This is a genomic window from Paenibacillus apii (genome assembly GCF_011043685.1).
In the GTDB taxonomy this organism is placed as follows: Bacteria; Bacillota; Bacilli; order Paenibacillales; family Paenibacillaceae; genus Paenibacillus_AQ; species Paenibacillus_AQ sabinae.
Genome location: NZ_JAAKGU010000001.1, coordinates 546901 through 559835, shown reverse-complemented (window position 1 = coordinate 559835; position 12935 = coordinate 546901). Strand labels below are relative to the sequence as shown.

13 protein-coding genes are annotated in these 12935 nt (G+C 49.4%); 5 read left to right on the top strand and 8 right to left on the bottom strand.

From position 1 onward, the window contains the following. The first annotated feature begins 34 nt into the window (after positions 1 to 34). Positions 35 to 1576: a glycoside hydrolase family 32 protein gene (locus tag G5B47_RS02925; protein ID WP_407945204.1), complete on the top strand. Its 1542-nt coding sequence runs from the start codon at positions 35 to 37 to the stop codon at positions 1574 to 1576. A gap of 81 nt (positions 1577 to 1657) precedes the next feature. Here the strand turns inward: G5B47_RS02925 and G5B47_RS02920 are convergent, their stop codons facing one another. Continuing rightward, positions 1658 to 1831 carry a hypothetical protein gene (locus G5B47_RS02920; protein WP_165094133.1) on the bottom strand — a complete coding sequence of 58 codons (174 nt, stop codon included), beginning with the start codon at positions 1829 to 1831 and terminating at the stop codon, positions 1658 to 1660. Between the two features lie 436 nt (positions 1832 to 2267). Here G5B47_RS02920 and G5B47_RS02915 point away from each other — a divergent pair, with 436 nt between their 5' ends. The 3 genes from G5B47_RS02915 to G5B47_RS02905 all read left to right on the top strand — a co-directional run bounded on the left by G5B47_RS02915 (position 2268) and on the right by G5B47_RS02905 (position 5840). After that, entirely contained in the window at positions 2268 to 3776 is a 1509-nt protein-coding gene (locus G5B47_RS02915) for a nitrogenase component 1 (protein ID WP_165094130.1), read from the top strand. Further along, on the top strand, positions 3745 to 5073 hold the full coding sequence (locus tag G5B47_RS02910) for a nitrogenase component 1 (protein WP_206107182.1): 1329 nt from the start codon (positions 3745 to 3747) through the stop codon (positions 5071 to 5073). The genes G5B47_RS02915 and G5B47_RS02910 overlap by 32 nt, the downstream gene beginning before the upstream one ends. A gap of 122 nt (positions 5074 to 5195) precedes the next feature. Further along, the gene (locus G5B47_RS02905) at positions 5196 to 5840 is read left to right on the top strand and encodes a flavodoxin family protein (protein WP_165094128.1); all 645 of its coding nucleotides are present in this window, start codon (positions 5196 to 5198) and stop codon (positions 5838 to 5840) included. A 26-nt stretch (positions 5841 to 5866) separates the two neighbouring features. On the opposite strand, the gene G5B47_RS02900 is transcribed toward G5B47_RS02905, so the two are convergent. From G5B47_RS02900 to G5B47_RS02885, 4 genes are all read right to left on the bottom strand, one after another. Further along, a complete protein-coding gene (locus G5B47_RS02900) occupies positions 5867 to 6814 on the bottom strand; it encodes a DMT family transporter (protein WP_165095408.1) in 948 nt (315 codons plus the stop codon). Beyond that, positions 6814 to 7665 carry an AraC family ligand binding domain-containing protein gene (locus G5B47_RS02895; protein ID WP_165094125.1) on the bottom strand — a complete coding sequence of 284 codons (852 nt, stop codon included), beginning with the start codon at positions 7663 to 7665 and terminating at the stop codon, positions 6814 to 6816. The genes G5B47_RS02900 and G5B47_RS02895 overlap by 1 nt, the downstream gene beginning before the upstream one ends. Before the next feature lie 117 nt (positions 7666 to 7782). Beyond that, on the bottom strand, positions 7783 to 8379 hold the full coding sequence (locus tag G5B47_RS02890) for a TetR/AcrR family transcriptional regulator (protein ID WP_165094122.1): 597 nt from the start codon (positions 8377 to 8379) through the stop codon (positions 7783 to 7785). A gap of 122 nt (positions 8380 to 8501) precedes the next feature. After that, entirely contained in the window at positions 8502 to 9671 is a 1170-nt protein-coding gene (locus G5B47_RS02885) for a YhgE/Pip domain-containing protein (RefSeq protein ID WP_165094119.1), read from the bottom strand. Between the two features lie 219 nt (positions 9672 to 9890). On the opposite strand from G5B47_RS02885, the gene G5B47_RS02880 reads away from it, so the two are divergent. Continuing rightward, positions 9891 to 10592, top strand: coding sequence for an HAD family hydrolase (locus G5B47_RS02880; protein ID WP_165094116.1), 702 nt, complete (start codon positions 9891 to 9893; stop codon positions 10590 to 10592). Here the strand turns inward: G5B47_RS02880 and G5B47_RS02875 are convergent. From G5B47_RS02875 to G5B47_RS02860, 3 genes are all read right to left on the bottom strand, one after another. Next, on the bottom strand, positions 10589 to 11449 hold the full coding sequence (locus G5B47_RS02875; protein ID WP_328804433.1) for a DUF4405 domain-containing protein: 861 nt from the start codon (positions 11447 to 11449) through the stop codon (positions 10589 to 10591). The two genes, G5B47_RS02880 and G5B47_RS02875, sit on opposite strands and share 4 nt — an antisense overlap. Positions 11450 to 11678: 229 nt before the next feature. Next, positions 11679 to 12206, bottom strand: coding sequence for a GNAT family N-acetyltransferase (locus G5B47_RS26140; RefSeq protein WP_407945203.1), 528 nt, complete (start codon positions 12204 to 12206; stop codon positions 11679 to 11681). Between the two features lie 27 nt (positions 12207 to 12233). Continuing rightward, positions 12234 to 12797 (bottom strand): NADPH-dependent FMN reductase, encoded by a 564-nt coding sequence (locus G5B47_RS02860; RefSeq protein WP_165094114.1) that lies wholly within the window; start codon positions 12795 to 12797, stop codon positions 12234 to 12236. Positions 12798 to 12935: the final 138 nt, after the last annotated feature.

Genomic DNA, 12935 nt, shown 5'->3' with positions numbered 1-12935 from the left:
ATTGAACAATAAGAAAACATGGAAACGGCGATGTGTGATATGGGTTGTTTTTTTAGCCGCTTTGGCCGGGGGACCGTTAATTGCTAATTATCCCAAGGACAGCAAGGAGGAGACTAGTGTAAGTGAAGAAACTCCTCTTGCTCCTCAACAGCCAACCTACCGCGCGAGCTATCATTTCACGACTCCCGACAAATGGATGAACGACCCGCAGCGGCCGATTTATTTCGATGGCAAGTATCACTACTATTATCTCTACAATAAGGATTATCCGAAAGGCAACGGCACGGAGTGGCGGCATGCGACCTCCACGGATCTGGTGCATTGGCAGGATGAAGGCGTGGCCCTTCCGAAATATACGAACCGAAACGGTGATCCTTGGTCGGGCTCGGTCGTCATCGATAAAGATAATACGGCTGGCTTCGGCAAAGGGGCACTTGTGGCACTTGTAACCCAGCCTTCCGCGGATGGAGGGAAGCAGGAGCAATATTTATGGTACAGCACGAACAGAGGCCAAACATTCAGTTCTTACAGCAGCAAGCCTGTGCTGCCCAATCCGGGGACTCATGATTTCCGCGATCCCAAGATTATCTGGGAGGAGAAGTCCCGTAAATGGATCATGACAATGGCAGAAGGAACGAAGGTGGGCTTTTACGAGTCCTCCAATTTGAAAGATTGGCGTTACATCAGCGGTTTTAATACAGAAAATATCGGGCTTGTGGAATGCCCTGACTTATATTTGATGCGCGCGGATGACGGGAGCTATAGGTGGATACTAGGGGTCAGCGCCAACGGGAAGCCGGCGGGGAAACCGAATACCTATGCTTACTGGACCGGCGACTTTAACGGCAAGGAATTTATCCCGGACCGTAAAGAACCGCAGTGGCTGGATTATGGCTTTGACTGGTATGCGGCGGTTACGTTTGAAGAGGGGCCGGGCGAAGACAAGCTCAGTCACCGTTACGCGCTGGCGTGGATGAATAACTGGGACTACCCCCACAACACGCCGACGCTTAAGGAAGGATTTAACGGAATGGATTCCATCGTCCGTCAAATCAAGCTGAAGCAGACCGGTGATACGTACACCCTCGTTTCGCAGCCGGTTCAAGCCTTGGAGCAATTGCCCCAGAAAGCGAGATCCTATCCGCAACTAGAGGTTGACGGCTCAAGAACGCTTGATGCAGTCGGGGACTCGTATCAGCTTGACGCGGACATCTCCTGGTCGGAGCTGAAGAATGTCGGTTTACGGCTCCGCGAATCTGCCGATAAGCAGCGGCATGTCGATGTTGGCGTTTTTGCGGAAGGCGGGTACACCTATGTCAACCGGGCCTTTACCGGTCAGCCCGACAAGAGTGGAGCCTATTTGGAGAGCAGGGCGCCCTTTAATGCCGGCAGCAAAAAGGTTCACTTAAAGATCCTCGTCGATAAAACAAGCATCGAAGTCTTCGTTGATGACGGATCGGTTGTCTTTTCGAGCGTCATCTTTCCTGATTTGAATGATAAGGGGATCACCCTGTTCACCGATGGCGGCAAGGCGGTCTTTGACAATTTGGTGATCCGGCAATATGGTCAAAATTAATGATCCATATGTGTATGACACAATGAAGCACCGGCCAGCGCTCTTCCCAAGACGCGCCGGCCGGTGCTTCGCTTTTTTTCATTAATATTCAAAGCTATCCGGCTGATCCATGGACTCCACCAGTTTCTTTTCCTGCTCCAGTTCGCTGCCGGATTTCATATGCAAGCCCCGGTCGCCGGCATTCTGCTCTTCAGGGTCCAGCGCAGTCCGGTTAAATTCCTTTTGCTCATTCAGTTCCTGTTCTTCTTCTCTCATGGTATACCTCCTTCTTCTGAAGCGGTCTGAAATAGCGGGCCTTGGAAGATGCGTTTGGCTTAGGCCCCCTCTACATTGTTAACCAATACGAACCCGCTTAAGCTTGAAAACTTCGTGAAACCCTGAACTTCTTTCCGTTTTTTTCTTGACGGATACCCAAATAATGTTATACTAGTAAAAACATAAATACTATTATATTACTAGGAATAATAAGATTTCCTATTTGTACATAGCAAATTCCCCGTTTCCCCACGATTTCCCTGGATAATACAGCGGGTACAATTGCCCTCCCATGATCCGGACGACTCTCCATGATTTTCTCATAACCGTATTCCTTGTCCGATTTAGCTTTTTATTCTACCTGGCAACAGCCAAATAATGGTGTGCGCCTAAGGAGTGAAATGATATCCACATAAGTTAGAAGGAGGTTTTTATATTGTCAATTAATTTAAATCTCTCACAGGTAACCATCAGGGAAAAAAGACTGAAATCCATTGTAGGGTATCAAGGAACGATTAAGGATTTGGGGGAACAGTCCCAATCCGGCTGCCTCAAGAACGCAACCAGAGGATTCAGCCAGGCGACCAATTGCAACTCGGGCTGCGCGCAGGGGTATCTGTCCACGATCACGGATGCGGCTATCGTCAATCATGGGCCGATCGGCTGTGCGGGTGACGTAGCGGGCGCAAACGCGGGATTTCAATGGGGGCAGAGTATCAGAGACTGGAACCAGAGAAACGTTCGAATCATCAATACCAATATGTCGGAAAAGGCTGTCGTATTCGGTGGAGACCAGATTCTGAAAGAAGGCATCCTGAAAGCCTATGAACGATTTAAACCGAAAGCGATCTTTGTCACGACATCCTGCGCTTCGGGCATTATCGGAGACGATATCGAAAGCACGATAAAAAAAGCGGAAGCGGAGATTGGCATTCCCGTAGTTCCCGTATTTTGCGAAGGCTTCCGGTCACAGATCTGGGCGTCCGGATTCGATGCGGCATTTCACGCTCTGCTTACGCGAATTGTCAAACCGGCCGAGAAGAAGCGCCCCGAGCTTGTTAACGTCATCAATTTTGCGGGCAGTGGACGGGCTGTCATTACCGAGATTTTCGGGCGTTTGGGGCTGGTGCCTCAGTTCGGAATACCCTACAGCAACATAGAGGAAATCTCCAGATGGTCGGAAGCCGCGGCTACAATCAGTATTTGCGGCACGCTCGGCAGTTATATGGGGAATGGCCTGGAGCAGAATTTTGGCGTCCCTTATGTAACGGCGCTGCAGCCGCACGGGATTTCCGGATTTGACGACTGGCTCACAAAGCTTGGAGAGACAGTGGGCAAGGAGAAAGAAGTTGAAGAGTATCTTGCGGAACAAAAGGTGATTGCTGCGCCTGAATTGGAAGAGATCAAGTTTAAGCTGAAAGGCAAAAAAGTGGTCGTCGGCATGGGGCCGAGCTTCGCGCATAACTATATTCGGTTTCTCGAGGATCTCGGCATGGAAGTAGTATGGGGATTCTCCTGGCATTACGATGCCAAGCATGATCATGGCGGATGCCCTTCCTGCACAGTGGAACTGACCAAGACAGACAAAGATATCCCGGTCAGCGTAAGCGATCAGCAGAATCACGAGGTCATTAATTTGTTGTCAAAGGTCAAGCCGGATATTTTTATCGGAAGACATCCCGGAATGTCCGTCTGGGCTACAAAGATGGGGATTCCCGCCATCATGGTCAGCGATGAATACAGCGCCTTCGGTTATCAGGGAACGATCGAGTTCGGACATCGCATTATTGATGCGCTGACCAACAATAGTCTTGCCTTGAATCTGGCCAAACGAATTCAGCTGCCCTATACCGAATGGTGGCTGGAGCAGGACCCCTTCGAATTCCTTAAACAAAAAAATAAGAGAAAAGAAAGTGAGAACAAGAAAAATGTCGCAGTGCGTTGAGCAAATCAGACATGTGTGCACACTCGGTGCGTTTGAATCGGTACTGGCCATCAAAAGAGCGGTGCCCATCGTTCATGCCGGTCCGGGCTGCGTAGCGAAGCTGTGGACGACACTCGGAAGCCAGAACGGTCATCAGGGCTCGGGCTATGTCGGGGGACATGCGATTCCCTGCACCAATGCCTCGGAAAAAGAAGTGGTGTTCGGCGGTACGGACCAGCTGCGCAAAGTGATCACCAATACCTTTGACGTCATCGATGGCGATTTATTCGTTGTACTCACGGGCTGTACTTCCGATATCATCGGGGATGATGTGGGCGAGATTACAAGAAAATTTCAGGCTCAGGGCAAACCGATCGTATATGTGGAAACCGGCGGGTTCAAGGGAAGCAATCTGATCGGCCATGAACTGGTTCTGGGCGCCATTATCGATCAGCATTTGCAGCCGCAGGAGGTTGAACCGGGACTGGTCAATATCTGGTCATCTGTCCCTTATCAGAATACCTTTTGGTCAGGCGATATCGAGCAGCTGAACATACTCATTTCTTCGCTCGGGCTGAAACCGAATGTGGTCTTCGGACCGGACAGCAGCGTGGACGCCATCAATGAGATACCCAAGGCGCAGTATAATCTGGTGATCTCCCCATGGGTGGGACTCCGGACGGCCGAGCAGCTGAAAAATAAATTCGGCACACCATTTCTGCACTATCCGGCGCTTCCGATCGGTCCGACCGAAACCTCCAACTTCCTGAGAACGGTAGGTGAATTCGCCGGGATTGATCCTGCAGTCGTAGAGAATGTGATCCGCAAGCAGGAGGACCGGTATTTCTACTATTTGGAAAGAGCGGCCGATACGCTGCTGGAGACGAGATTGCTGCCGAGACGCTTCATTACGGTGGCGGACAGCCTGTATGCGCTGGGAATCGCCCGATTTTTGACCAATGACATGGGACTCATTCCGGAGAAGCAGTTCATCACCGATGATACGCCAAATGATTATCAAAGCGGCGTAGCCGCTGAATTTGAGCAATTCACTAGCGGCATCGTTGCGGAAACGGTATTTTCCAATGACGGAGGCTATGTTGAGGAAGAAATCCGTAAATTAAAAATCAGAAGCCGTCCGCTCATTCTGGGCAGCTCCTGGGAACGGGTGGTTGCAAGAGACCTGAACGCCTATCAGCTATCGGTTTCCGCGCCGATCGGCAATGAGCTGGTGCTGAGCAAATCGTATGTAGGCTATAATGGAGCGTTACAGTTGGTTGAAGATATCTATTCCGTCGTCTTGAATGATTTCATGTGAAAATAAGCTCAAAGGTTCGTATAATTGTTCTTAGGAGCGATTTGCGAACCTTTTTTTCATTCGGGATCGCAGCCACTGCGGAAAGGGTTTTGAACTTACATGAACTTTAGGAGTGAAAAAAGATGAAAGTAATTGCTGTCAACGGCAGTCCGAGAACAAACCGCAATACGGCGACGCTGCTTCAGGAAGCGCTGCAAGGGGCAGAGGCCCGGGGTGCGGACACGAAGCTGGTGCATTTGTACAATCTGGATTACAAGGGATGCGCAAGCTGCTTGTCCTGTAAAAGAAAGGGAAGCCGGCTGGAAGGACTATGTGCCATGAAGGACGATCTAAGGGAAGTGCTCCAGGAAATTCTGGAATCGGACGTCCTCCTGCTGGGCTCCCCAATCTTTTTCGGCAATGTTACCGGAGAAATGAGAAGCTTCCTGGAGCGGCTGCTCTTCCCGAATCTGTCTTACAACGAAGGAGAGAGATCCACTTTTAAGGGCAGGATTAACTCAGGCTTTATTTACACCATGAATGTTACGGAAGAACGGGCCAAGGAAATGAATTACGAGGCGGTATTCCAGGGCAACCGGAATTTACTACACATCCTCGGAGGGGATTCGGAGATTCTGCTCTCCTGCGATACGTATCAATTTGCCGATTATTCCAAGTATGAAGCTTCCAGGTTTGACGCCGAGCAGAAGGCCAGGGTCAGAGAGGAACAGTTCCCCATTGACCGCAAAAAGGCGTTTGAACTCGGCGCCTGTCTGGCAGCCGTATGAAGCGGTCGTTGATTTGCCGCACAACTTTATTTTGTTTCCATTGAACTTTGCGCACTTCGTATCGTCTTCCGAAGCTCTCTTTTTCCTATCAAGCCATGCTTCCGCTCGGAAATATAAGAGCCGATCAGCGTCAGGAAGGCTCCGGCCAAGGTCGCTGAGGTGATCGGTTCATGCAGAAAGAGGGCAGAGGCGGCTACGGAAATGACAGGCACCAAATAAATGTAGACGCTTGTTGTTACCACTCCCAGGATGCTTACGGCACGGTTCCAGGTTACAAAACAGATTGCGGAGGCTCCAATTGCCAAGTATAAAAGGTTCGCGAGATTCGAAAGGTTGTAGAACCGGTCCAGGTTTGGATGGAAGCCGTCCACCCTTATTACAGGCAGCATGAACAGGAGTCCATAAAAAAACACTTTGCGGGTGGCACCGATATTATGATGGTTCAGCCCGCTTATTTTTCTCATCAACACGGAATACACTGCCCAGACGGCCGGAGCCAAAAAGGCCAACAAATCCCCTACAGGGTTCAAGTCCAGATTAAGGCTTCCGTTGAAGCCGATAAGAACGATTCCAGTCAGCGCAAGCGCAAAGCCGATCATAAATGGGGCAGTTAATTTTTCGCCCTCCAGGAAGAAATGAGCCATCACCGCCGTGAAAAAGGGAGCAATCGACACAATCACGCCAACGTGGGAGGCAAGCGTATAGGTGAGGGCAATATTTTCAATTAAAAAATATAAGGTGACGCCGCAAAGTCCCGCCGAGATAAACAGCCATTCTTCTTTAAACGTCTTCGTCCGGACGGGCCGGGGATAGAGCAGGAACAATACAACATAGCCGATAAGAAACCGGAACAACAAAATTTCAAAGGGGGAAAAATCGGTCAGTAGTAATTTTGTGGAAATAAAGGTCGTTCCCCAGATTAAAATCGTTACGATCGATAGCAGATGTCCGGCAGTTCCTTTGTGCTGATCCATCATACCCGGATTTCCTCAGATGGTTTCGGTTCCGCCTCCTGAACGAAGATTCGCATATATTGCTTGGGAGTTAGGCCGATGAGCTTCTTGAAGAAATTGGTAAAATGGCTCTGGTCGCTAAATCCGGTTCGATAGGCTACTTCAATGGGGGGAACTCCTTGTTCCAGCAGCTTTTTCGCATGGTTGATCCGTACGGTCCCCAGGTAGCTGTAAGGCGTGATGCCTTTTGCCCGTGTAAAGGAGCGCAGCAAATGGTACTTGCTAATTCCTGTCAACTCGCTTAAATGATCCAGGGTGATGCTTTGCGTATAGTTGGATTCTATGTAATCGCATACCGTTTGGATTTCCGAAGTCCATTCGGGAGAAGGGGTCTGCGCGCTTGCATCCGAATATTCTCTCAGCAGCTGCTCCAGCAGAAGCAGGAACGATTCTTCCTTCGGGAACCCGGATTGCCGCTCCAATATCATCAGATGCAGCTCGCGAAGGAGGGGGGCCAGCTCGCTGTGGTACAGCACGTGCTTCGCGAAGCGGGGCAGAGCATCCGTTCCCGTCACTTCCAGCGCAAATGCGCGCATAACCTCCGGTTGAATATTGATGCTGCGATAGTCGAGTGTCCGTCCATCTATTTGTTCGCAGGCATGGGGATCATGCGGGTTAAAGATTACCACATCGCCGCTGTTAACGATATACTCCGTATTGTTGCATATCAGCCGCCGCTGGCCTTGTTCAATAAAGCCAATGACATAATAGTCATGAAAATGATTGGGAAACTTCTGCATAATCCCTTCAAAACGGTACGCTTCCAGCTTTAAGTCCACATCGTAACGGACCGCTCGAATCTCGCGAGTCATGTGAGCACCTTCTTTTCCAATTCGATCTGCAGCCATTATATAATGGGCCGAACGGGAATTCTTGAATAATATTGCGGTATGCGTACCTGTTGAAGCGACGGCGGCGGGCTGTAATGCTTAGCTTTGTTCCTTGTAACCGATGGCTTGAAAAATAAACGTTGTCAAATCCCCCACAATGGAGTCCTGATCTTCCTCCTGATTATCTAGCAGCTGCTTGAAATAATACGTCTTGTTATGGAACAGGATACTGCCAATCACGCTGATAAACGTATGATCGAGTGACCGGAAATGAAACACGCCCTGCTCGCGGCCCAGCTTCAGCCAATCCCGGAGCAGTATCCAGATCGGCATCGTCAATTCTTGAATTTTGTTCATCCGGGGGGACTGCAAGACGATTTCCTGCTGCAGCAGACTGATCATTTCCGGCTCGCGCCGCCGATATGCGGTGATTTCCCGTATCAGCAGTTTGAGGCCCGAGACGGGGTCCATTCGCGTTATTTGATCTCCTTCCAAGACATCACGCGGAAAATACTCCTTGAACAAGGCTTCGAACACTTTATCTTTTCCACCAAAATAATACGAGACGAGCGATACGTTCGCGCCCGCCTCTTCGCATATTTGCCGTACGGTCGTAGCGTTGAAGCCCTGCTGTGCGAACAGCTTCTTCGCAGCCTGCAAAATGCGCAGCTTCACGTCATTTTCTTCTGAGCCCATGCTTTCCATTACCCCTTTGCGGAATAAAACTATCCCTTGTCTATCCTTATATTATAAGCGGGGCAAACGGAAATTTTCCAGTGAGCTCCGTTTCTGTACTCCAGCCGCGATATGCGGATCGGTCAGGATTCGCGAACCGTATTGGAAAGGGGCTGAACGGCCGCAGTCTGGTCTAGTGCAGCAGCTCTGCGCAGTGCTGTAACTCCGATCATCACAAGCGTCATTACTGCCGCAATAACGAGCAGTTGTCCGGCGATGCTGCTGATTCCCGGACCTCCGAACAACAGGCTCATGAGGCCTTCTACGGCGTAAGTGGCCGGAAGCAGGTTGCCGAGGTGCAGATAAAAGTCAGGCAGCAATTCGCGCGGAGTCATCGCACCGGACGACACAAGCTGCATGGACAGCAGTACGATGTTCAGCAGCATACCGGCCGTCCCTAACAGCACGAGCAGTGTCTGGGCGACAAGCATGAACGTGAGCACGAACAAGGTCTGGAAGCCCAACAAGGCCCAAAATCCCTGTTCTACTTGTCCGCCGAGCAGCATTACGAGTGAAGTTCCGAAGAGGGAAACGACGATGGCCGCCGGAATCGTTATGGCGAAGCGGGCAGCGAGCCGCTGCCAGCGTCCTGTGCGGGAGGAGATCGCCGCCGCCGAAACCTCCAGGTTCTGGGCCATGATCATCGCACCGACTAACGAGGCGAGCACCATCATCATCGGGACCATCTGGTTGTTCGTTCCGTTAACCCTGTTCACCGACTGGATGTCGGACACGACCCGTTCGGACAATATGTCCGAGATGGCTGCGGCTTGCTCCGCCGGCATTCCCTGCGACAGCGCGGCCCGGGTACCCGCCGCAATGGCCTGTTTATTCGCCGCTGCCGTTATCTGAGAGGCGATCGAGGTCATGATGCTCTTGATCGTCGAAGGGTTGGATTCGTTCACGACGTATTGAATGGCCGCTTTGCCGTCAGGGCTTGCCGCAAGCGCTGTGAAATTGGCGGGAATGTGCACGATCATTTGAATGCTGCGGTCATCCATCAGCTCGCGCGCGGAAACCATGTCCGCCGCCGTCTGTACTTTAACGGGCAGCTTCGCAGACAGTTGCTTCGCGATAATGGTCCCGCTTTGCGCATCCTCGTTCACGATCGCTATACTCAGCTTGTCGATCCGATCCGACACACCCTCAAAGCCTGTCATCCAGACGATCGAAAAGATCAGCTGAAAGAGCAGCGCTGTGGCAATACCGATGATCGTCGTCTTCATTTTCAAAAATGCCTTGATTGTATTCATCAATTTTCTCACTCCCCGAATTTAAATGGATATGGTTTCGAACGGTTAAAACAAATGATTTAAATGTTTGTTTTAATTGTTTGTTTGAATTATACCGGGGGAGTATCTTGATGTCAATGCAAATAAATGAGGAGACTAATCTGAGAATATACTATCCAAAAATATCCAAATCATGATAGGATAAGGGCTAACACCCATTCTTTTATCGGAGTTGATTATTTGTTGCACACTTTTGAAGTAATTAGTCTCGACATGTTTCAAACCTTAGTAAATGTGGACAGCAGAACCGAACAAATCTGGAGACCGATTTTACAACATCATTTCACTGAACAATTAGCTGAAGAGTATGCACAATCTTTGCTTAAAGTTTTCTTTACTCACTGGCAGGAACTAAGAAAGAGCGGACAATTTTTTTTGATGAGTGAAATCTATGAACGAAGTTTTATCGAATTGTTTAATAAGAAAATGATTCCGTTTGATGCCGGCGAAGCGGTTAACATTCTATTTCGGGAGCATACTTTATCGGAATTCTATGACGAGACCGTTGACTTTCTTGAAAGTATATTTAAGAACCATAAAATTTGTATCGTAAGCGACGCAGATGATGCAATGATTCCTTATTTTTATGAAAGTTATGGGGTGCATCTTTTTACATCCGAGCGGCATCAATCCTATAAAAACGACGACAAAAATACGATGTTTAAAGAATTGCTAAAATTCTACCGCATCAATCCTAAACATGTTCTTCACATTGGAGATTCTGTTTCAGATATACTTGGGGCGACCAGAGAAGGCATTGTAACTTGCTGGATAAATAGAAGCAACAGGGTCTGGGAATATGATGTTAAACCGGACTTTGTAGTGGAATCCTTGACTGAAATTGAAGAAATATTGATGGCGTCGAATTCCAAAGTGGTTTAAGCGCTAATGGCCCGTTTTCTTCGGCCTGTCCATTTATCCGCATAATAAGTGATTCCCGCAAACACGGCCATAATGCCGAAATAAGTCAAGATGACGCCTATAAAGTTGGGTGCTTGGCCGCCTTCATGCTCTCCGCGGGAAAATCCCATAGCTCGACGACCGAAGCCGTTCTCTTCGTCCATGTCTGTCCCATCAAGTGGCGCTGATCCGTTATTCATGAAGGCCCTTTCGCCAAAATCATGCCGCTCCATTCCTCGTTCTTCCGCCGCCACCGTCGAGAGGCCGAATACGTTCCCGACCATCTGAAGCCGGGAAATGTAGTTAGTCGCGTATACTTGGTACACGCCGAACAGCATTACGACAACAGCGGCGCCGGTCATTAAGACTCGCGCACGGGTTCTTGACATCTTCAGGTGCAGCAGCCTTTTCGTCACTTTTATCACCCAATGCCAGTGCAGGCCGACATGAATCCCGATCAGAGCAAGGGTGAGATAAGCGATGCTCATATGGGAAACACTGAACCAGCGTTCGTTCCCGAATTGGAAGTTCGGCAGAACGACTCTGGAAATGACCAGCCCGCTGAAAATAACAAAGATCATGGATAAAAGCAGCAGCACATTTAATCCATAGCTCAGACGCGTTTTACTGGGAAGGTTTTTATCGAACAGACGCAGCGTGATTTTTTTGACAAAATTAAGGTTTAATCCAATGTGGGTTAAAATGGCGAAGCCGATGGCGATTCCGGCAAGTTCGTGAAAGGTCAGCCCTCCAAACACTCTAGTATTAAACAGCAGAGCAAAAGTAATGCCCATCGCAGCATCAAGGGCCAGCTTCACATACGGTTTTTTCTTGTTCACATGTTCATCTCCAATCTTCTTGTTCCGATCTGTGAACCCATTATCCGCTCAGAAGCTTAAACCTGTCTGAAGTTTGGCTGAATGACCACTGAAAGTTGTCCGGATTGCCAGGGTGGTGGAGGGGATGGAGGGGGAGTCGATCACACTAACAAAGCCGCATTAAAACAAAAAAAGCTCCAGCAGCTTGCGCTGCAGGAGCTGGGTATGACCGTGAATTTTACGATTGCGGTTATTTGTGAAGCACATCCCAGTATTCCGAATAATGCTCGAATCTTCCTTTGGCAAAAGGGCATAAAGGGAGAATCTTGATTCCGTTTTCCCTCGCATACACTACCATGGCGTCGACCAGCTTGTCGCCAAGTCCCTGTCCCCGGTAGGCAGGGTCGACCAGCGTGTGATCGATGATGTAAAGCTCCGGACTTGAAGTTACATATGTCATTTCTGCTGCGATTGCGTCCTGATCCCGGATAAGGAATCTTTTGTGGGCTAGATCATGTTCAACAACAGGTATATTCAATTCCTCGTTCTTTATTGGACTCTCCCCCTCCAGAATTTGATAGGTTAGCGCTTTGCTTGGACATTTGTCAATATGCTGGGCAATTTCCTCCGCCGTGGCGGCATCGGGATCAACCCAGGGGCGCTTGCTTAAATTAAAAACCGAAGGAAATCCCTTAACGCAAACCCCTGAATGAATGCAAATCTCCGAATTAAACATGACATTGATATTTTTTCCGTAGTATACTTTGGGTTCGCTCATCGATGCTTCACGCCTTTCATTTTGGTGTTACTTGAAGTAATGAATCCATTGTTCAAAAGCGGTCAGGAAACTTTGGAGATGCCGAAGAGTGGCTTCGTCTTCCAGTTCTCCGGTCGTTTGATTCAGTTTCTCGTGAACGCTGCCGATGAGAATTTTCGGACCCGGCATGGTATAAGCGTTCATGGCAAGCAGGGTCTGTCTTACCTGTGCCTGGGATTGCGCCGTTCCTCCGCCGCCCGGAGTAGCCCCGGCAATCGCAAAGGGCTTCTCAATCAGCACGGAGCTTTTGACCGGACGCGAAGCCCAGTCCAAAGCGTTCTTTAACACGCCCGGGATTCCCGAGTTGTATTCGGGGGTCACAATCAGCACACCGTCCGCCTGCCGGATGCTTTCTTTAAATTCAGTCACCGAGGGGGGATCACCCTGGCTTTCCGTGTCCGCGTTGTACAGTGGGATACCCGACAGATCGGCATGATGAATCTCCCAATGCTCGGGCGCAAGCTTTTCCATAGCCTTTAACACTCTTCGATTAAAAGAACCTTCCCGAAGACTTCCGCAAATGGCGGTGATTGTGAGTTTGTGTTCGCTCATCTTTGCGCTCCTCTGCTTGGTTTGGTTGAAGCGGTTGATCATGTCGAATTTTAGAACATACTTGATATGAATATACCCGGACTACGGGGTGGGTAAAACAGGGTTAATTACATATATGGAACCGAATACTTAGTCGTA

Excerpts from the sequence above, each read along its gene's own strand:
- G5B47_RS02920 (WP_165094133.1), bottom strand. The coding sequence starts at position 1,831 with ATGAGAGAAGAAGAACAGGAACTGAATGAGCAAAAGGAATTTAACCGG.
- G5B47_RS02905 (WP_165094128.1), top strand. The coding sequence starts at position 5,196 with ATGAAAGTAATTGCTGTCAACGGCAGTCCGAGAACAAACCGCAATACG.
- G5B47_RS02900 (WP_165095408.1), bottom strand. The coding sequence starts at position 6,814 with ATGGATCAGCACAAAGGAACTGCCGGACATCTGCTATCGATCGTAACG.
- G5B47_RS02895 (WP_165094125.1), bottom strand. The coding sequence starts at position 7,665 with ATGACTCGCGAGATTCGAGCGGTCCGTTACGATGTGGACTTAAAGCTG.
- G5B47_RS02890 (WP_165094122.1), bottom strand. The coding sequence starts at position 8,379 with ATGGGCTCAGAAGAAAATGACGTGAAGCTGCGCATTTTGCAGGCTGCG.
- G5B47_RS02885 (WP_165094119.1), bottom strand. The coding sequence starts at position 9,671 with ATGAATACAATCAAGGCATTTTTGAAAATGAAGACGACGATCATCGGT.
- G5B47_RS26140 (WP_407945203.1), bottom strand. The coding sequence starts at position 12,206 with ATGAGCGAACCCAAAGTATACTACGGAAAAAATATCAATGTCATGTTT.
- G5B47_RS02860 (WP_165094114.1), bottom strand. The coding sequence starts at position 12,797 with ATGAGCGAACACAAACTCACAATCACCGCCATTTGCGGAAGTCTTCGG.